The following is a 17975-nucleotide window of genomic DNA, read 5'->3' on the forward strand; positions in this document are numbered from 1 at the left end:
GTGTCTGCCTCCTTCCTACCATAAGCTGGTGTCATTGAATTTGCGGCTTAACCAATTGGAACAAATCAACAGAATGAAATTGATCACTGAGTTAAACAGCCCAACCGCCGAGCTGAAGCTGTAATTAAAGTCCTGCAAGCCTACCCGGTACACATAGGATGAAATGACATCTGCCGTTTCGTAAGTCCCCGGATTATACAGCAAAATAATTTTCTCGAACCCGACATTCATCATTCGCCCGATATCCAAAATAAGCAGAATGATAATCGTCGGCATGATGCCGGGAATCGTCACATTCGTCATCTGCTTCCATCTGCCTGCGCCGTCTATTTTGGCCGCCTCATACTGTTCCTGATCGATTCCGGTTAAAGCTGCAAGAAAAATAATCGTCCCCCAACCAATATGCTGCCAGACTCCCGTAGAGATATAGACAGAACGGAAGAAGCTCGGTTCCAACAAAAATGTCGTTCGCTCGCCGCCAAAAAAAGCAATCACATCATTCACGACTCCATCGCTGACCGTAAAATCTTTGATGATGCCGCAAATGACAACAAGGGAAATAAAGTGAGGCATATACGTGATGGTCTGCACGGTGCGCTTGAATAGAGCCTGTTTCACTTCGTTCAGCAGCAGCGCCAGCAAGATAGGTGCCGGGAATCCGAATACCAGCTGATACAAGCTGATGAGCAGCGTATTTTTGATCGTTCTCCAGAAATAGGGACCCGTAAAAAAGGTCTGGAAATGCTCGAAGCCTACCCAGTCGCTCCCCCAAATGCCAAGCCTCGGTGAAAAATCCTTAAAGGCGATAATCGCTCCATACATGGGCCCATAATGGAAAACCACATAGTAGAGCAATACAGGGAAAAGCATTACATAAAGCAATTTATTTTTACGGATATCGCGGAATATCCCGAATGTAGGCATGGCCAGTACTCCCCTCGATCTATGGCTATTTTGTTGCAGGTGAAAACAAGCCGCTTACGGGAAGGGCTTCGTATTCACCTGCAAGATGCCAAATAGGTGTTATCGTTTGTTATAGCGGTCAAGCGCGTCTTGATTTATTTTCACAACTTTGTCGATGCCCATTTCCTTGATACGGCTCACATACTCATCGAATTTCTCAATCGGCTCTTTGCCCATCACGAATTTCACGAACATTTCTTCTTTATAACTGCTAATCGCCGTATTCAATTTGGCTAATTCCTTACTTTCCTCTACAGTCGGTGTGATGAAAAGCGGCAAGACATGCTTAACTGCATCGGTTTCACCCCAAATTTTGATTGCCTCATCCTGCTCCTTGAACGTGTTGAAGCTTTTACGTGCATCGCCCAGGAAAGGACCATTAGGCTTCGTATACTGAGAGACCATTTGCTGTAAATTAAATTTCTCATTTTTGGTAATTTTCTCAGTAAAGGTTGGCACATTGTTAACCATTTTGTAGCTATCGCCTTCAATACCGAAGTTGAAAAGCAGGCTTCCTTTTTCACCATAAGCGTAATCAAGCCATTTCACCGCAAGCTCCGCATTCTTCGAATCGCCGCTTACAGCTTTGCTGGCAGCCGGATTGTACTTGAAATCTCGCTGACCGATAAAAGCACGTTCCCCTTGTTTGAGTGTCGGGTACGGCGCGGCTACCAACTGAAATTTCGGGTTTTTCTTCTTGCCCGTATCCATCCATCTGCCCATCCCGCCGCTTAGCAGACCAATAGTTGCCCCGGCACTATCACTCATCAATTTATTATCCAGTGCTTTGGAATCTGTGTTGAGAGCAAAATCTTTGTCCAACAAGCCTTCGGCATACCATTTGCGCAGCAGGGTTAGCGCGTCCTTGAATTGTGGATCGATAGGTCCATATTTCACTTTCCCTTGATCGTCGATATAGAACCGGTTCGCTGTTTTAAAAGCACCGATGAAGGCATCCTGAATGTTCAACTCATTGCTATATAGGGCCGTAAATGGCGCACTCGCGCCTTTCTTCTCTTTAAACGCTTTCAATACGGTATACCACTCATCGATGGTTTGGGGAACCTTGAGATTCAGCTCATCCAGCCAGTCTTTGCGAATCATCGGCCCTCGGAAAACGAGTCCGTTATCGGGACGGATCATCGGAAAGGCATAGTAATTGCCGCTATCCGTTTTGATCATCTTATCTAATTCTTTATCTTGCTGCAGCAGCTTCTTGAGGTTCGGCGCCTGTTTGTCGATCAACGCATTCAGCGGAAGAATGACTTTATCAGCAATGGCTTTCTCCGGCCCGCCTGGATAAGCTGCCGCTCCGCCGCCGCCCCAGTTGTACTCAATCACATCCGGCAATTTATTGGAGGCGATCAGCAGGTTGAACTGTTCCTTCGATTGGCCGTCGGCCGGGTGGGTGTACTTGACCTTCACCCCTGTTTCTTTTTCAAGCTGCTGTCCAAATGGCGATTCCGCCAAGTTCGGTACAAAAGAAGCCAGATTCGTATCGATACCTTCCCATGATGTTAATGATTGTTGCGTACTAATCGGATACACAGCGCCAGCGGCTGTTGGTGCCGCAGAAGCTTTGGGAGAAGCTGAGCTCTTGCCCGTCTCTTGCGTGGAACACCCTACAATAACACTGGAAGCTACTACGAAGCTTAAGGCCATACCATAAGACTTCTTGTTCACATATTTCCCCATGTAAATCCCCCTCAAATGTTTGGTCCCTGGCACCTTGTTGCGCCGTGGTTTCAGTATGCCTCGAAACACTCCTCCCGAATATCGTCAAAACGTGAACTTCATCTTCAAAATCGCTAGAAAGCAACCTTCAATATAGACACTTGCTGTATAAAAACGGAAAAGCCGCGCAAGCATCCTTGCTTGAACGGCTTCTTATTGGTCATTGAATATCTTTGTACTTCCCTGGTGTAATGCCCTCGAATTTCTTGAATATCCGATTAAACGTATTGATATCGGAATACCCGACTTGCTTGGCAATGTCAGAAACGGATAGCTGCTGAAGGGAGAGCAGCCTTTTGGCTTCTTCTAGCCGGGTTCTGCTAATGAAATCAAGCAGTGCTTCCCCCGTTTGCGCTTTGAACTGTTTGGACAAATAGGATGGTGTCAACTCGAACTTCTCGCCTACCATCGAAATATTGAGATTCACGTCGGCATAATGACCTTTCACATAGTCAATCACCTGCTGACTGAGCGTGTTGTAATCCTGCTCCCGGCCCTCTTGAATGAACTGGCACACTTCAGCCAGCACTTCCCGAATTTGCCCCTTCATCTCCTTGATCGTAGAGCTGGTTATTAACCGATCAATCTGGTCCGTATTGACGACGAATGCCCGATGATGACTGCTCGTCCCGATTTCATCCATTGTTTTGAGCAGCGTACTGGTCAAATCGAACATGAGGCATTTGGCCAGCGGCACCGATAGGGAAGCATCGGAAATGTTGATTTCGATAATTTCGTTAATAATCGCATTCGATTTTTCGAAATCGCCGGCTTTGACCAAATTGATTAACTGATGTTCTACTGTCAATGGATAGTAGTAGCTTCTCGATGGCCCCGCCGTCTCGGAACTCGGCAAATCCTGATACCGAATAATTTCACCGCTGCCCATAACCAGACGGTATTCCAAGGCAGCCAAGGTCATCTGGTACGCCGGAGGAATCCCGTACAACTCCTGATGGATCTCGCTAATCGCCACGGTCAAATGAACATGGAAATGGTCCAACAAGAACGTTTTCACCTGTTCAGCAATGCGTTTCAACTCATCTGCATCCGGATCTGACCCGAAATTAACGATGCATGCCAGCATATTATCAATTTCTGTGATGAATGCTTGATTAGCGTCACCAATCACTTCCTCCGCGACATTCATAATGAGGAAATGCAGCATTCTCACCTTCTCAGGCGGCGCATGTTCGCCCAGATCAAATTTGCCATAATGTTCAACATAGAACAGCAGCACGGCAAAATGCGGTGAGGCCAAGCGAATATCGTGAGCCGCAAGCGATTCGTGGATCGGCACATTTTGCTCCAAACGGCCTTTCAGCAGTCCTTGCAAGAAATGCGAGCGAATCGCATCCCGATGCTGATGCAGCCGGCGGTCGACCTGTTCTTTCTCGGCAAATGTATTATTCAGCGCATCCTGCAAATAGCCATATTCATTCGAGCCTTCATGAAAAGATACGCCTGATTTCATGGAAAAACTGCGAATCAGCACGTTGATTGGGATATAATTTTTGCGCAAGAAGAGATAAGTAACCACTCCCCCCATGAGCAAACTCAAAATTACACTGGCATAGATCAGCTTCTTCATGTAGGCCATCTTATCGTCAAATAATTCGGCGGGAATTGCGTAAATATACTTCCACCCGTTACTATCCGAAGTAATATACGAAACAGCGACACGCTGATCACCATCGTCGCTCATGAACATGCCATTTTTGCCCGTGAGCTTGCCGTAGTCCAAGAAGGCTGATCTCGCTTCGAACCCTGTGGAAGCCACTAAGCGATTCTCCTTATCCAGAACCGCAATCGACGTTTTAGTGGATGTAGATGGAATATTTGCAAGCAGCTTCGAATCCTTAATTACGAATAAAATGACGGCACCTGGTTGGTCCGGATTAGCCAGAATGACGGATTTGGCATACATCACTGCCTTCAACGCTTGACCGTCCTCCCTAAACGTAATCGGGGTATACTCCTGCATGTAAGGCTTTGCAAAAAACTTCGCCCATTCCTCATAGCTCATCGTCTCCTGCTCACGTGTCTTCTCATACAATATTCGGCTGTTCGTATGATCGCGCGTAGAGATTACCGTATCACTGTTCCGATAGTAAATATATATTTGCTCAATGAAATCATTCGCTGTCTGATACAACCGCAAGTCACTGGAAATACTGACCAGATCATAATAGTCATTATCCGTTAAGGGCTTCGCTGTATGAATGAAACCGGTTACCAATTTACTCAAAGCAATTTCCAAACTAATTCTTTCGATACCGCGAAGACTATTATCGATGGCTTGTTCCATCTGCTGCAGAGCCGAAGTGTTGGCACGATTCATTTCCGATTCCACCACATGCCATGTCGCCGCATACAGAATACCACTAATCATGATGGGAATAAGCAGAACGGAAACATACGATACCAGCCAAGTGACAATGACACTGCGTTTGTGGAAACGGATTCTAGCAAGATTCATGAGGCATAACTCCTTCATTTCCCAGTTGTAACTGCTTTCACCACCATTATACCGAAAAACAGAATGGAATAGCTGCTAAATAAAAAAGGCTGCTCGCCAGGTTTTCACCTTCTGAGACAGCCTATTATCTTAATCCCCAAAAAGGAAATCATCATCCGTCAATGCTTCAACATGAATCGTGCGCACATAACCATTCCCTTTTTTCGAGAAAAAGTCATGCTGTTTCGTCTTCGTGCTCAAACCGTTCAGAACAATCGGATTAATATCCTCTTCTTCGAAAATCGGCTCCACCCCAAGGTTCATGAAGGCTTTGTTCGCGTTGTAGCGTAAGAAAGCTTTCACTTCTTCCGCCAAACCGAGCGTACCATAGAGGCTTTCTGTATATTTCTCCTCATTCGCATGAAGCTCTCTGAGCAGAGCGCTCAACGTTTCGTACACTTCACCCTGCTCCGCAGGACTGAGCTCCGCATAAACCTCTTGCGCCAGTACACCGATATACAATCCGTGAATACTCTCATCACGCAAAATTAAATCAATGATTTCGCCGCTGCTCGTCATTTTACCTTGTCCAGCCAAATAAAGCGGGTAATAGAAACCGCTATAGAATAAATAGCTTTCCAGCAAAACAGATGCAGCCATAGCCAGATAGAGATCTTTGGTTGTGTGAATGTTCTCATAATAGTGAGAAATCTTCGCAGCTTTGAACTGCAAATACGGATTCCGCTCTACCCAAAGGAACAGCTCATTAATTTCTTCTGTCGTAGACAACGTTGTGAAAATACTGCTGTACGATTTGGCATGGATTTGCTCCATCATCCCCATAAAGCTCAGTACGGCTTTGCGCTGCAGCCCGTCGACATGCTCAAGAATCTTAGGCATCCCAACGCCGCCTTGCATTGTATCGAGCAGGGTCAGTCCGCCCAGCACTTTCATATATAGTTCTCGCTCAGCACCGCTCAGCGTAATCCATGACATTTTATCATCAGATAATGGAATTTCTTCGTCCGTCCAGAATTGCATAATATTCTGATTCCAGAATGTAATGGTAAAGTCATCATCGGGCCGATTCCAGTTCACCGCTTTTTTGACGATGGCTTGATTCGTAGTCGTTGCACTAGTCATTGATTGTCGTGTCCCCTTCCAAATTACACCGAGCAGCTGACACATTCCTCAACGGATAGCTGATTTGTTCGCGTGTAGTAAAGCGATTTAAGTCCTTTATGTGCCGCATAGAGGTATAATTTAGCAAGCTGTCTGGTCGAAACGTCACTATTGACATGTAAAATGGTCGAGATCCCTTGATCCACATGCGTTTGAATTTCCGAAATGAGGTCAAGAATCTTGAATTGGTCCATTTGATAAGCCGATTTATAGTAGAAGAAATTATCACGCGCCATGAACGGCATCGGATAGTACGTTGTTGAATTGGCATATGTGCGAGTCTCAATAGGCTCTACGATCGGCATCACGCTGGAAGTTGCGTTTTGAATATAGGAAATACTTTGCGTTGGAGCAACGGCCAATCGATAGGCGTGATATAAACCATGGGTTTTCACGTCTTCTTTCAGCTTCGCCCAGTCGCTCGGTGATGGAATTGGCATGCCTTCGAACAAAGCCTGCACTTTATCCGTGAGCGGACGATAATCCGTCTCTGTGTAGCGGTTGAAATAAGCGCCACTCGCGTATTCGGAAAGCTCAAAGCCTTCGAACGTTTGGCCGGACGCTTTGGCGATCTCCATACTCTTCTCAATGGAATAAAAATTCATCGCCATGAAGAACGTACGAACGAAATCTTTGGCTTCGTCGCTCTCATAGCTGATCTTGTTCTTCGACAAATAACCGTGAAGATTCATAACTCCCAAACCAACGGAATGCAGCTCGCGATTGGCTTTGGCAACGCCTGGCGCATTGCAGATCGTAGTCATGTCGCTTACCGAAGTCAAAGCAATCATGCCTTCATGCACAGTCTCACGCAGCTTCTTGCGGTCCATCACATTGGCAATGTTCATGGAAGCCAAATTACAGCTAATATCTCTTAAAATGGTATCATCTTGCCCATAATCATTGATTTCCGAAGTCTCCTGCAATTGGAAAATTTCCGTGCACAGGTTGGACATTTTAATCGTTCCGATACCTTTCAGCGCATGATCACGATTGGCATTCGTCCGATTCATCATATAGGGATAGCCGGATTCCAGTTGTGTTGTCGCAATTTTGACCAGCATGTCGCGCGCGCTCATCACAACTTTCTTCTTCACCTTAGGATTCGCCAGAAGCTCATCGTACATTGCATCCATATCCAAATCATCCATATGCTTGCCGTAAGCCTGCAGGACGGTGTATGGCGCAAAAACATGCAGCGGCTTGTTCTCTTCCGCTAATTTATAAAATTTATTCGGTACAATGAGACCGATCGAAAGTGTTTTCAAGCGGGATTTCTCATCCGCATTAATTTTCTTGCTGTCCAGGAACTCCATAACGTCCCAGCCAAAAATATTGTAGTACGCTGCTCCTGAGCCTTTGCGCTGACCCATTTGGTCGGCATAAGAGAAAGCATCCTCCATGAGCTTAAGTACTGGCATAATTCCTTTTGCAGCGCGTTCTACGCCTTTAATGGATTCACCGCGACCACGAAGCTTGGACAAGTTGACAGCTACACCGCCGCCAATTTTGGACAGCTGCATGCAAGTCGCCAGAACATAGTTGATTGAGTTAAGCGAGTCATCCATTTCCAGCAGGAAGCAGGAAACCATTTCACCGCGACGGCTTTTGCCTGCATTGAGGAACGTCGGCGTTGCGGGCTGCAAACGCTGCTCCATCATAGAGACGGCCAACACGCGAGCTGTTTCTGCGTTACCGCGTCCCAAATATAAAGCTACAATCGCTACGCGATCCGGGAAATGCTCCAGATATAAGGTCTTGTCATCACTGCGCAATGCATAATCCGTATAAAATTTCGAAGCTGCCATATAAGAAGCGAACTCGAATTCATTGTCGTGGGCCACTTGGTACACAGAATTAACTTCTTCGGGTGTGTAATGCTCATAGACGTTCTCGTAGTAATTGTGCTCGATCATATAGCGAACCTTGGATGAGGTATCGGGGAAAGAGAGGCTTTTGCTATGGACATCCTTCATAAAAACTTCAACGGCTTCCTTATCCTTCTCTAGTTGAAAAAAGCCATCCGCTCCGCGTTGCATCAATAAATTATTTAGCTCAATGTGCCGCAATTGCTTGTACCCCCTGAACAAATCGTTCTACGTCATTTTTGGTGCCGGATAACTCAAACTTGGTTAACACAGGCACGTCGTACAATTGTGAGATCGTGTCTGCGCTTTTGGCAAAACCGTCTCCCCAATTCCGATTGCCGCTTGCTGCTACACCGATCATTCGAGAGGAATTGCTTTCCAGAAAGGAAGCGACCTTCGGGGGGATTTGACCAAACCCCGTTGTATACGTAACGAGCACGAATGGCTCGTCCATCTTCATCGCTTCCTCAATTTGAATCGCCGGCATTTTGAGCTTGGCAATAAATCGGCGAACATTCCCCGTCTTCGAATCGTAAGCAATCAGCATCAGAACCGTCTCCTATCCATCAATCTCTATCTTGTGTTTCTTATGTATATAACCCTATATCTAGTAAATTATTCAAAAACCAATTTATGCTAAATCCAGGAAACGAACTCGCCTTATCGACAAGATATCGAGCCTTCAGACCGTGTATTTCGCTGCTAATAATCCATCAAAGTGCCGCCCAGCATGGCTTCTGCGACTATTTTCCTATAGACCTATCAACCTCGCAGATTCGCTTTTTTTCACGACATCTAGTTGATAGATTCAAATTTATATCAATATATTGTGTTTGTCAACGCTCGAAATTGTGTCTTTTAACTAGCAAAATACCTAAACCTAGACTGGGCGTGGCTCGGACGGTTTCAAAAATATTTTTTCGAAAAAGACTTGAAATTTCAGATTTCTCGAAACTGTTATCTACACATATAGCCTACTAGATATAGATCAAACCCACACCCAAACACAAGCTCCTTAGAGCGCCTCAGCGTCCCTCTAAGGACATCAAAACCGAACAAGCCACACTTCTATCCTGAAACAAAAAAAGCTACTCAGGCGCACACGAGGATGTGCCTGAGTAGCTTGGATCGCCAACTTAGCCGTTGCGTTTTTGGAAATCGCTCATAAAGTCAGCGAGTGCTTTGCAAGATGCATATGGAACTGCATTATACGTGGAAGCTCTCAGACCGCCAACACTGCGATGGCCTTTCAAGCCGACGAATCCATGTTGTTCTGTTTCTTTGATGAACTTTTTCTCCAGCTCTTCATCTTGCAAACGGAACGTAATGTTCATCGCAGAACGGCTGCCTTGATCAACGGGACCCCGGTAGAAACCACCGCTTTGGTCAATCGTGCTATAAATAAGCCCTGATTTCTCCAAATTATTCTTCTCAATAACAGCTAGTCCACCTTGCTCTTGAATCCATTTCAATACGAGGTTCACCATGTAGATGGAGTAAACCGGAGGTGTATTGTATAGAGAATTGTTTTTGCCATGCGTTTCATAACGAAGCATCGTCGGGATTGTTTTCGGCAGATCCTGAAGAAGATCTTCTTTGACAATGACCACTGTCACACCGGACGGACCAAGATTCTTCTGTGCCCCGGCATAGATCATGCCGAATTTGGAGACATCCACAGGTCGGCTCAAAATATCGCTGGACATGTCACCGATCAAAGGCACGTTCCCTGTATCCGGGTAACTTGGGAACTGAGCGCCTTCAATTGTTTCATTGGAAGTCAGATGCAGGTAAGCGGAATCCGGGTGAATGTTAATTTCACTCAGATCCGGAATTTTCATGAATTTCTGTTCCTGGGAGCTAGCCGCAATCGCCACTTCTCCGAACAGCTTTGCTTCTTGAATCGCTTTCTCTGCCCAAGCGCCTGTCAGCACGTAGCTGCCAACTTTGCCTGGCTTTAAGAAGTTAAGCGGGATCATCGCGAATTGAGTACTCGCGCCGCCTTGTAGGAATTGAATTTGGTAACCATCCGGAATGCTGTAAATTTGTTTCAATAATTGCTGTGTTTCATTATGTACTTGCTCATATTCAGCGCTGCGGTGAGATATTTCCATGATCGACATGCCGATGCCTTTAAATTCGACAAGTTCTTCTTGTGCTTTTTGGAGTACTTCGAGCGGTAATGCTGCAGGCCCTGCGTTAAAGTTATAGGCCCTATTTCCCATGAGTGACCACACCTTTGCTTTTGTATTATGGCTATGATAGCAATATTCTCCTCCTGCATCAAGTAAAACCTTCATTGGCAACGCAGGGAAGAGCGTAATCGCGTTCCCCGATATCTACGCTGGCATGATTTTCTACATTCCGCATAACTTTCCCCTCATTTACAAACAATGGCATACAATTGGTATTTCTTTATGTAAGGGCGGGGGTTAACCCAAAAGTAAATGAATCGTGAGCCTAACCTCCTTACGAACTCAATAACCTTTATTTGATCAAAATCGTCCACTTTGAAAATCTAATGAATTCCCGAAGCGCTATCCCAACCAAATGATCACCATTCCGCCCATAAACGACTCGATAACGCCAATTCAGTTCATTAGATCGCCAAACATGCCATTTTCTCGTCTATAAGCATCCTGCAGTTCATTAGAAAGGCAGATTGATTGCGCAGGGGAGGGCGGTGCTCAATTGACTTTCGCTATCCGCCATCGGCCGCGAGCTGCACTGCCAGACTAATTGCCCCGGATCCCCGTCAGTCCAGCAGCACTTCCAAAGTCTCGCTGCGCGCTAGCTCCAACATGCGCAGCAACTGCTCCGCAGTGTTGCGTTCCAAAGAAAGCGGCGGAAGCTCGCTCGCGCCAAAGAAACCCACGCCGGTCGTTTCCAAACCGGCTTCTTCCAGCGCTTGGCCGCCCGTCAGCTCGCATAAGATGAACATCTTGTACACATGGTTCGCTGAGGGAGGATGAGCGTGTCGTTTTTTGTCCAAGACCGCCAACAATCGCAGTGGCTTGACCTCGTATCCCGCTTCTTCGTAAGTCTCTTTGGCAGCCACCTCAGAAGGTGTAAGACCAATGTCGGCCCAGCCTCCAGGCAGTGCCCAAGCGCCATCTGCTCTTTCCCTCACTAATAATAGCTTATTATCCTGCAGGACTACGGCCCGAATATCGACCTTTGGGGTTTGATATCCTTGCTCATTGGCAAATAAATCCGTCACTTTATCAATAGGTGTATCTGTAAAATAGCTCATCATCTCGACACTAATTTTGCGCAGCGCCTCATAACGTTCTAGATCATAGCCATTCTCCCCGTAGGTAAGTCCAGCTTGACTGATCGCTTGAATCTCTTTCGCCCAATCCAGCCATGGGATATGCATCAGTTCCCCATCTCCGTTCCGCTATAATCTTTGATTCCCCGATAAATATCGACCATCTCCTCAAGCTTCATTCGAACGAGTCCGCTGGAAGAGGGGCATACATATTCGATAACGCCTTCAACGACAGGCTCCGGCTGCACGCCCCACGACATCCCCCTGCGACCGCTATACTGTTCATACACACCTTTGCCTACGAAACAGACAACACTTGGTCGATACGTCACGATCTTTTGCCGCAAAATAAGTCGTCCTTCCCGGTACTCCTCCGGCGTGATTTCTGCCGCTGTCAACGTCGGACGTGCCACAATATTCGTAAAACCGTAACCAAGCTGCAGCAAATCCTGATCTTCCTGGGGCTTATAAAGCCTAGGTGTGATGCCGGCCTGATCCAGAATGCGATAGAAGCGATTGCTTGCGCTCGCATAGTGATGACCGGTTTCTCCAGATCGAAGACTTGGATTATACCCGACAAATAAAATTCGCATATGCTCTGCCAGATGATCCGAGATTGGTTCTATGCCCATTAGCGCTGCACCTCCTAAGCCAATTGTCTCTATATAGCTTACCATTATATAGGAAAAAACAAAAAAAAAGACTCTGCCTTTTCCCGAGCTCAGGTCAAAGAAAAACGGCTTCGCCGCCTTGAGAGATCAGCCTCTTAGTAGCGACAAAACCTGTTAAGGGAACTAGAGGACGCTATATAGGCAACTAGCAGGGATGCTAGGGTATTAGCGGAACTACAGGGTCTTATTTCCACGAAAAACGCTGAATTTGCCTTGAAACAGCAAAATAGCGGACTGTAGTTCCCTCACCCCCGCGATATGGTTACTTTTGGCTAGAATAGCGGACTGTAGTTCCCCCTGTTCGCACAAGGCGGCTGGAGTAACTCCGCGCTCACTCCAAAACATATAAACTCTTAGATTTCAAAAAACCGAGGCATCGCCCCGGCTTCGTTTCAAATAAATTTCATAGTTTCATAGGTATGGCCAAGTACGGCGGAAACATCGCCTTTCAGCCATTTATCAACCAGCGTACTATAGACAGAGCGGAAATCTACCTCATATTTCAGATCACCATTATCCAGGTTGCTTAGACTTGGGTAAGCACCGTACATACCGCCATTCACCTTGCCGCCCATCACAAACATGGGAGCCGCAGTACCATGGTCGGTCCCCCCGCTCCCGTTTTCCTTAACACGGCGACCAAATTCCGAAAACATCATCACCATCACACGATCCTGAAGCCCTTGAGCCTCCAAATCTTTGTAGAAAGCTGCCAACCCTTCGTCTACTTGCGTCAAAACCTTGGCGTGCTGCACTTTTTCATCGGCGTGATCATCGAAACCACCAATTTGAACATTAAAAACTCGGGTTCCCGATTTGCCTGCCAACAGTTTGGAAACTAATTGAAGATCTTTTGCAAAGTTCGTTTTTGGATATTCTACTTTATTGGCGTAAGTTGCCGTTAACGCTTGAATCGCCTCAACACTTTTGTAAGCCTCGCTGCCGCGTCCCGAAACAACGCGCAGTTGTTCCACTTGATTCTGGGTACTGTACATGTCCAAAAAGGCTTTCGTTAACCGATTCTTGTCGAGCATCGCCGTTTTGGGATCAATGAGGTTGTACGTTTCAAGCGATTGAATAACGGGAAAACTAACCTTCTCCGATGCAAAAGCCTTGCTTCCGGATGCCCCGATCTGAACCGCCTTAAGCGGGTTATTATTGCCACGCAGCGAAGAATCTACATAGCGCGCCAGCCAGCCGCTGCGGCTAATTTTCTGCGGCTCCGCCGTTTGCCAAATTTCCATCGATCGGAAATGGGAGTGATCCGGCTCTGGGTACCCAACCCCCTGAATAACCGCCAATTTGCCAAGCTTATACAGCGCAGACAAGCCAACCAGACTTGGATGCAGGCCAACGTGATTATCCAAGGCCAAAACATCCTTCTGCTGATAAGCCAGCGTCGGCCTGGAATCGTAATAAACCCCTTGCCCATAAGGAATTAACGTATTGATCCCATCATTTCCCCCGCTTAATTGCACAACAACTAGGACGGGATCATCGACCCCCTCATCCAAGCCCGTTGCCAGAATGGACTTGCCGGTCTCCGTGAATAAGGCGCCACCCAACCCTAATGAAGCGAACAAGGCTGTTCCCTTGATTAGAAAATCCCTTCTCGACAGCTTCATATTTTCACCCCCATTACTTCATTTGAGCCTCTGGGCTAATTAATACTAATTGGAGCAAGCCTCTGAGGCCTGTATTTTTTTGTTTGGTATGTACAATCGTATCGTCCGCATAAGAACTAAGTCCCTGCAAGGTCTTATCTGACAAATTGGCAATAGCCAGTCGTTGACTCCACAGCTTAACCCACTCATCTGGATGGCTCGCTTGCTCCGGTGTAAATGCTGGCGCAGTAAGCAGCTTGAGATTCATCTGCTTGGCAATGGACTCAGCGAACTGATACCGCGCTAATAAGGTGTTGGTGTTGAGCCAGGATGTTCCGCCTCTCCAGCCTGCAACGTCCGGCGGCGAATACAGTTCCTGCCCCATTTTACGCAGCGCTTGCGCATGGCCTTTGGAAACGCTGAGCTGAAGAGCCTTCAGAATGCCAGCCACATAGTCTGCCGGTGTTTTAATCAAGGCCATTCGATACTTCTCCTCATAAAATTCAGCGGATAAGAACAGCTCGTGCAGTACCTCTCCAATCGTTGCCTTGTTGACAATGTGCGCTGCGATTTGTTGAACCCAACTTTCTGATGGTATATCTGTCGCAAAGTATTTAAGCAGCTTGGTTGCAAGGAAAGTGGACAGCGTCTTCTGATGGACAATAATGTCCACGGCATCCGCTGAATCCAAATTCCCCTTCTCACCCAGCAGTTGTTTCGCATCATTATCGTGCTGCTTAGGATTAAAAGCTACTTTGTTCTCCTTCTTATCGTACGTCCACCCTGTAAAGGCGCGCGCTGCTTCTTTAACATCATTTTCTGTATAGTGACCGATACCGAGTGTGAATAACTCCATCACCTCTCGGGCGTAATTTTCATTGGGTTTGCCTTTTTTATTCCGGTTCACATCCAACCAGATCATCATGGCGGGATCCTGACTAATGGCAAGCAGCAGCTCCTGAAATTTACCCATAGCATACTTGCGCAGCAGCGTATTCTGCTGAACCATTAAAGTGACATCATTAACCTTATAATTCGCTGTGGCAAAATGGCCATGCCAGAACAATGTCATCTTCTCAACAAGCGGAGCCTCCGAATAGACCATTCGGTAAAGCCAATACATTTGCTGATCGGCCAATTGCAAGGGGTCTAGCGCTTTCTTCCCATCTGCGGTCAATTGATCGAAGGGGATCAAAGCCGTTGTTTGAGCAAGTACCGACTCACCCGCAATCAACCGACGGACGGTCTCCTCGGGGCCATGCGAAACACATGCAGCAATCTCTTCTTGTGTGGCGCCGAATCCGGCACGAAGCAATAAATGAACAACTTCCTTGTTCGTCCATGGTAAGCCCATGATTTCCCTCCCCACTCCCTAATTTCCAAACTGTACCACATAAATATGTCAAAAGTGTGAGGAAACGAAAAAAGAGTTCTCAGATTATCTCTGAGAAACTCCAGCTTGGAACCCTATTAGATCGTAAGTAGCGGAGATGCCTCCTTGCACGCTGAATCTTTCCTCGTATTCCTTATACATATTGGCGAACAGCCGTCGCGAGCTGAGGCCAGTTGCAGTGGCTGCTTCCGAAGCGCTAGCCCCCATGGCTTTAACCGCAAGCAGAAAATCTCTTACGGATGGATACGTTTCTTTTTGAATCGCTCCTGTTTGTTGAATACTTGAAAATCCGGCATCTAAGAGCAAGTTTTTCCACTGTGTATCCGTTTGAAAAGTGAGCCCATGCCTTTGTGGCTCGACGCCCCCATCTCGATACGCTTGATTAAATGACTGATGCAGCTCGTCAAATGTTCTCGGTCCGAATGTTGTGAAGACCAGCAACCCTCCAGGACGAAGCAACCTTCGAAGATGGTTTAATGTTTGTCTTGGAGCGCGAAGCCATTGAAAACAAGCACAAGAAACAATAAGGTCGAACGAACTTTCTTGGGTATCCACCGACCATTTTTCTACATCTGCATGAATAAAACTCACTTGATCCGGCTGGCCGCCGCCGTTAACCAACCGACTTGCAGAGATCCGCTGCTTCGCCGCTTCGATCATCCCTGGCGCCATATCGATGGCGGTAATCGACGCTCGGGGCCACTCGTCAACTAGCATCTTGGTCAGTGTGCCCGTGCCGCAGCCAATCTCAAGCATGCTTGTCGGCTCTAGATTACCTTCGACCTTAACGCGGAGCGACGAAGCAAGCTGCTCCGCCATAATGCGCTGAACCTTGGCGTGCGCATCATACGATCCTGCTGCACTCCGATGAAATTGACGCTCAATATCCAATGTTCTTATGCTCATCCCACCAACGCCTCAGTTCCTCAGATATCATCACTTCTCTTCCCCAAAACGGCGCATGCCCGCAACCTGGCAGTGATAATAATTCTACTTGCGGCCATTGAGCAGCAAGCTCTGCGGCAGCGTTGTAGGGACAAATCTTATCTTCCAGCCCATGAACCAGCAGAACCGGACATGTAATCTCCGACATCCGAGATAGAACTTCCTCGCTTCGCAGAATTTGAAGACCAGCAATTAACGCAGGGGTTGTCCAGCTGCCAATGGGAGGAAAGTTTCGATCAAGACCAGCCTTCTGTTCGGCCTCTGTAAACAACATCTGGCGAAAGCTGCTTTCAACACTTTGAGGGTCCCTCAGGAGCTGCTTCATCATTTGCTTCAAATAAGCATCCGGCCATCCCTTGCCCCTCTCTTCATAAGAACGGGTGAAACGAGCTGTAGCTGCAAACAACAGGAGTCCATCCACATCCCCTTCCACGGCTAGCCTCAACGCCAGTAATCCGCCCAACGACCAGCCTCCGACCAACAGCGAACCGCGGTCTCCATCCGTTGCTCCAACCGCAGCTTTCCAGCGATGAGCCGTTGTTTCGGTAAGCAGTAGCATCTTTTCAGGCGAATCTATATCGTTAAAATCAACAGAAACATGCTGATATTCTGGCAGGAGCTCGCGAAGGCGATCGAAAATTGTCACTGGCATGCTCCAACCGCCAAGCCATACAATGGTGCCTCTCGTCGATACCATCATTGCCTCAGATCACCTAATCGAATTCCGACGTTTCGGATGCATACAGCCGCATCGATTAATTCCTTCTTCGTATGTGCGGCTGTTAGAGAAAAGCGGATTCGTGCCGTCCCCTCAAGCACTGTAGGTGGTCGTATAGCAACCGCGGCGATCCCTTTTTCTTCCAGAGCCGCACTGAATCGCACAGCCTTGTCATTCTCACCAACGATTATCGGTACAATTGGCGAACTGCTGCCACCTACAGCGAAACCCGCCGCGTGAAGTGAGGCGCGAAAAAGTTTATTAGCCTCATGAAGCTGTTCACGGCGCCAATTCTCCGACTGCAGCATGTCCAATGCTTTGGAAATACCAGCTACAAGAGATGGCGGCAGCGCTGTCGAATAGATGAGCGGCCTGGCCTTATTCGTCAGCCAACGAATCAACGTGCGATTGCCGCAAACATAGGCTCCGTACAAACCGAATGCTTTACTAAACGTTCCAACATGGATATCCACTTCGTCCTGCAACCCGAGCGCATGGCACAATCCCTTGCCCTTCTCCCCGTATATCCCTCCGCTGTGCGCCTCATCGACCATCAGTATCGCTCCATACTCCTCCTTGAGCAGTACGAGTTCCTGTAAGGGCGCAAGATCTCCATCCATGGAAAATACGGCATCTGTCACGATCAGCTTTCTCCTTCTATCACGAAACTTACTCAATAACTTGCGCAGATGGGCCATATCGTTATGACGATATCGAGCATGTTCTGCACGGCTCATCTGAATGCCATCCACGATACTTGCATGATTGAGCTGATCACTGAAAACAACATCACCGCGCCCTGCGATTGCACTGATAACACCCGTATTCGCCATATAGCCATTCGCAAAAACAAGGGCTGCTTCCGAGTTCTGCCACTCAGAGAGGGCTTCTTCAAGCCGCTCATAAACCGCCCGATTGCCAGTCACAAGACGTGATGCCCCTGATCCACACCCCTCGGTCAGCAATGCCTCTTGCATCACTGCGATAATGGCGGGATGTTGGGAAAGTCCCAGATAATCATTGGATGATAGATTAAGCAGCGGGCGATTTCCGCGAATCGTATAACCAGGACGTTCAGGAACTGGACTGCTGGCGCGCATGGAACGCAGTATCGAAGCTCTATCCATAGCCTCAAGCTCATCTTCCATCCAATTCATAGTCGGCACCA

The 17975-nt window shown here is 47.3% G+C and carries 14 protein-coding genes; all 14 read right to left on the reverse strand.

Annotated elements, in window-relative coordinates; all coding sequences use genetic code 11:
• Positions 1-15: 15 nt before the first annotated feature.
• The 14 genes from IEY34_RS14575 to bioF all read right to left on the reverse strand — a co-directional run bounded on the left by IEY34_RS14575 (position 16) and on the right by bioF (position 17964).
• Positions 16-924, reverse strand: a complete 909-nt coding sequence (locus IEY34_RS14575; RefSeq protein ID WP_189012607.1) for an ABC transporter permease — start codon at positions 922-924, stop codon at positions 16-18.
• A gap of 99 nt (positions 925-1023) precedes the next feature.
• Positions 1024-2658, reverse strand: coding sequence for a type 2 periplasmic-binding domain-containing protein (locus IEY34_RS14580; RefSeq protein WP_229757644.1), 1635 nt, complete (start codon positions 2656-2658; stop codon positions 1024-1026).
• Between the two features lie 199 nt (positions 2659-2857).
• Positions 2858-5176 (reverse strand): helix-turn-helix domain-containing protein, encoded by a 2319-nt coding sequence (locus IEY34_RS14585; RefSeq protein WP_229757645.1) that lies wholly within the window; start codon positions 5174-5176, stop codon positions 2858-2860.
• Positions 5177-5305: 129 nt separating this feature from the next.
• Positions 5306-6298, reverse strand: a complete 993-nt coding sequence (gene nrdF, locus IEY34_RS14590) for a class 1b ribonucleoside-diphosphate reductase subunit beta (protein ID WP_189012609.1) — start codon at positions 6296-6298, stop codon at positions 5306-5308.
• Positions 6299-6321: 23 nt separating this feature from the next.
• A complete protein-coding gene (nrdE, locus tag IEY34_RS14595) occupies positions 6322-8406 on the reverse strand; it encodes a class 1b ribonucleoside-diphosphate reductase subunit alpha (RefSeq protein ID WP_189012610.1) in 2085 nt (694 codons plus the stop codon).
• Positions 8393-8752, reverse strand: coding sequence for a class Ib ribonucleoside-diphosphate reductase assembly flavoprotein NrdI (gene nrdI / locus IEY34_RS14600; RefSeq protein ID WP_189012611.1), 360 nt, complete (start codon positions 8750-8752; stop codon positions 8393-8395). Before nrdI ends, nrdE begins: the two co-directional genes overlap by 14 nt.
• A gap of 589 nt (positions 8753-9341) precedes the next feature.
• Positions 9342-10430 (reverse strand): 3-phosphoserine/phosphohydroxythreonine transaminase, encoded by a 1089-nt coding sequence (gene serC / locus IEY34_RS14605; RefSeq protein WP_189012612.1) that lies wholly within the window; start codon positions 10428-10430, stop codon positions 9342-9344.
• Positions 10431-10960: 530 nt separating this feature from the next.
• Complete coding sequence (locus IEY34_RS14610) at positions 10961-11584, reverse strand: NUDIX hydrolase (protein WP_189012613.1); 624 nt, start codon at positions 11582-11584, stop codon at positions 10961-10963.
• Positions 11584-12102: a mismatch-specific DNA-glycosylase gene (locus IEY34_RS14615; protein ID WP_189012712.1), complete on the reverse strand. Its 519-nt coding sequence runs from the start codon at positions 12100-12102 to the stop codon at positions 11584-11586. Before IEY34_RS14615 ends, IEY34_RS14610 begins: the two co-directional genes overlap by 1 nt.
• Positions 12103-12539: 437 nt before the next feature.
• Positions 12540-13772 (reverse strand): DUF1501 domain-containing protein, encoded by a 1233-nt coding sequence (locus IEY34_RS14620; RefSeq protein WP_189012614.1) that lies wholly within the window; start codon positions 13770-13772, stop codon positions 12540-12542.
• Between the two features lie 13 nt (positions 13773-13785).
• Positions 13786-15105 (reverse strand): DUF1800 domain-containing protein, encoded by a 1320-nt coding sequence (locus IEY34_RS14625; RefSeq protein ID WP_189012615.1) that lies wholly within the window; start codon positions 15103-15105, stop codon positions 13786-13788.
• 84 nt (positions 15106-15189) lie between these two features.
• Entirely contained in the window at positions 15190-16050 is an 861-nt protein-coding gene (gene bioC, locus IEY34_RS14630) for a malonyl-ACP O-methyltransferase BioC (RefSeq protein WP_189012616.1), read from the reverse strand.
• Positions 16025-16789: an alpha/beta hydrolase gene (locus IEY34_RS14635; RefSeq protein ID WP_189012617.1), complete on the reverse strand. Its 765-nt coding sequence runs from the start codon at positions 16787-16789 to the stop codon at positions 16025-16027. The genes bioC and IEY34_RS14635 overlap by 26 nt, the downstream gene beginning before the upstream one ends.
• Positions 16786-17964 (reverse strand): 8-amino-7-oxononanoate synthase, encoded by a 1179-nt coding sequence (bioF, locus tag IEY34_RS14640; protein ID WP_189012618.1) that lies wholly within the window; start codon positions 17962-17964, stop codon positions 16786-16788. The genes IEY34_RS14635 and bioF overlap by 4 nt, the downstream gene beginning before the upstream one ends.
• Between the last annotated feature and the right edge of the window lie 11 nt (positions 17965-17975).

This window comes from Paenibacillus marchantiophytorum, assembly GCF_014640555.1.
Lineage (GTDB): Bacteria > Bacillota > Bacilli > Paenibacillales > NBRC-103111 > Paenibacillus_E > Paenibacillus_E marchantiophytorum.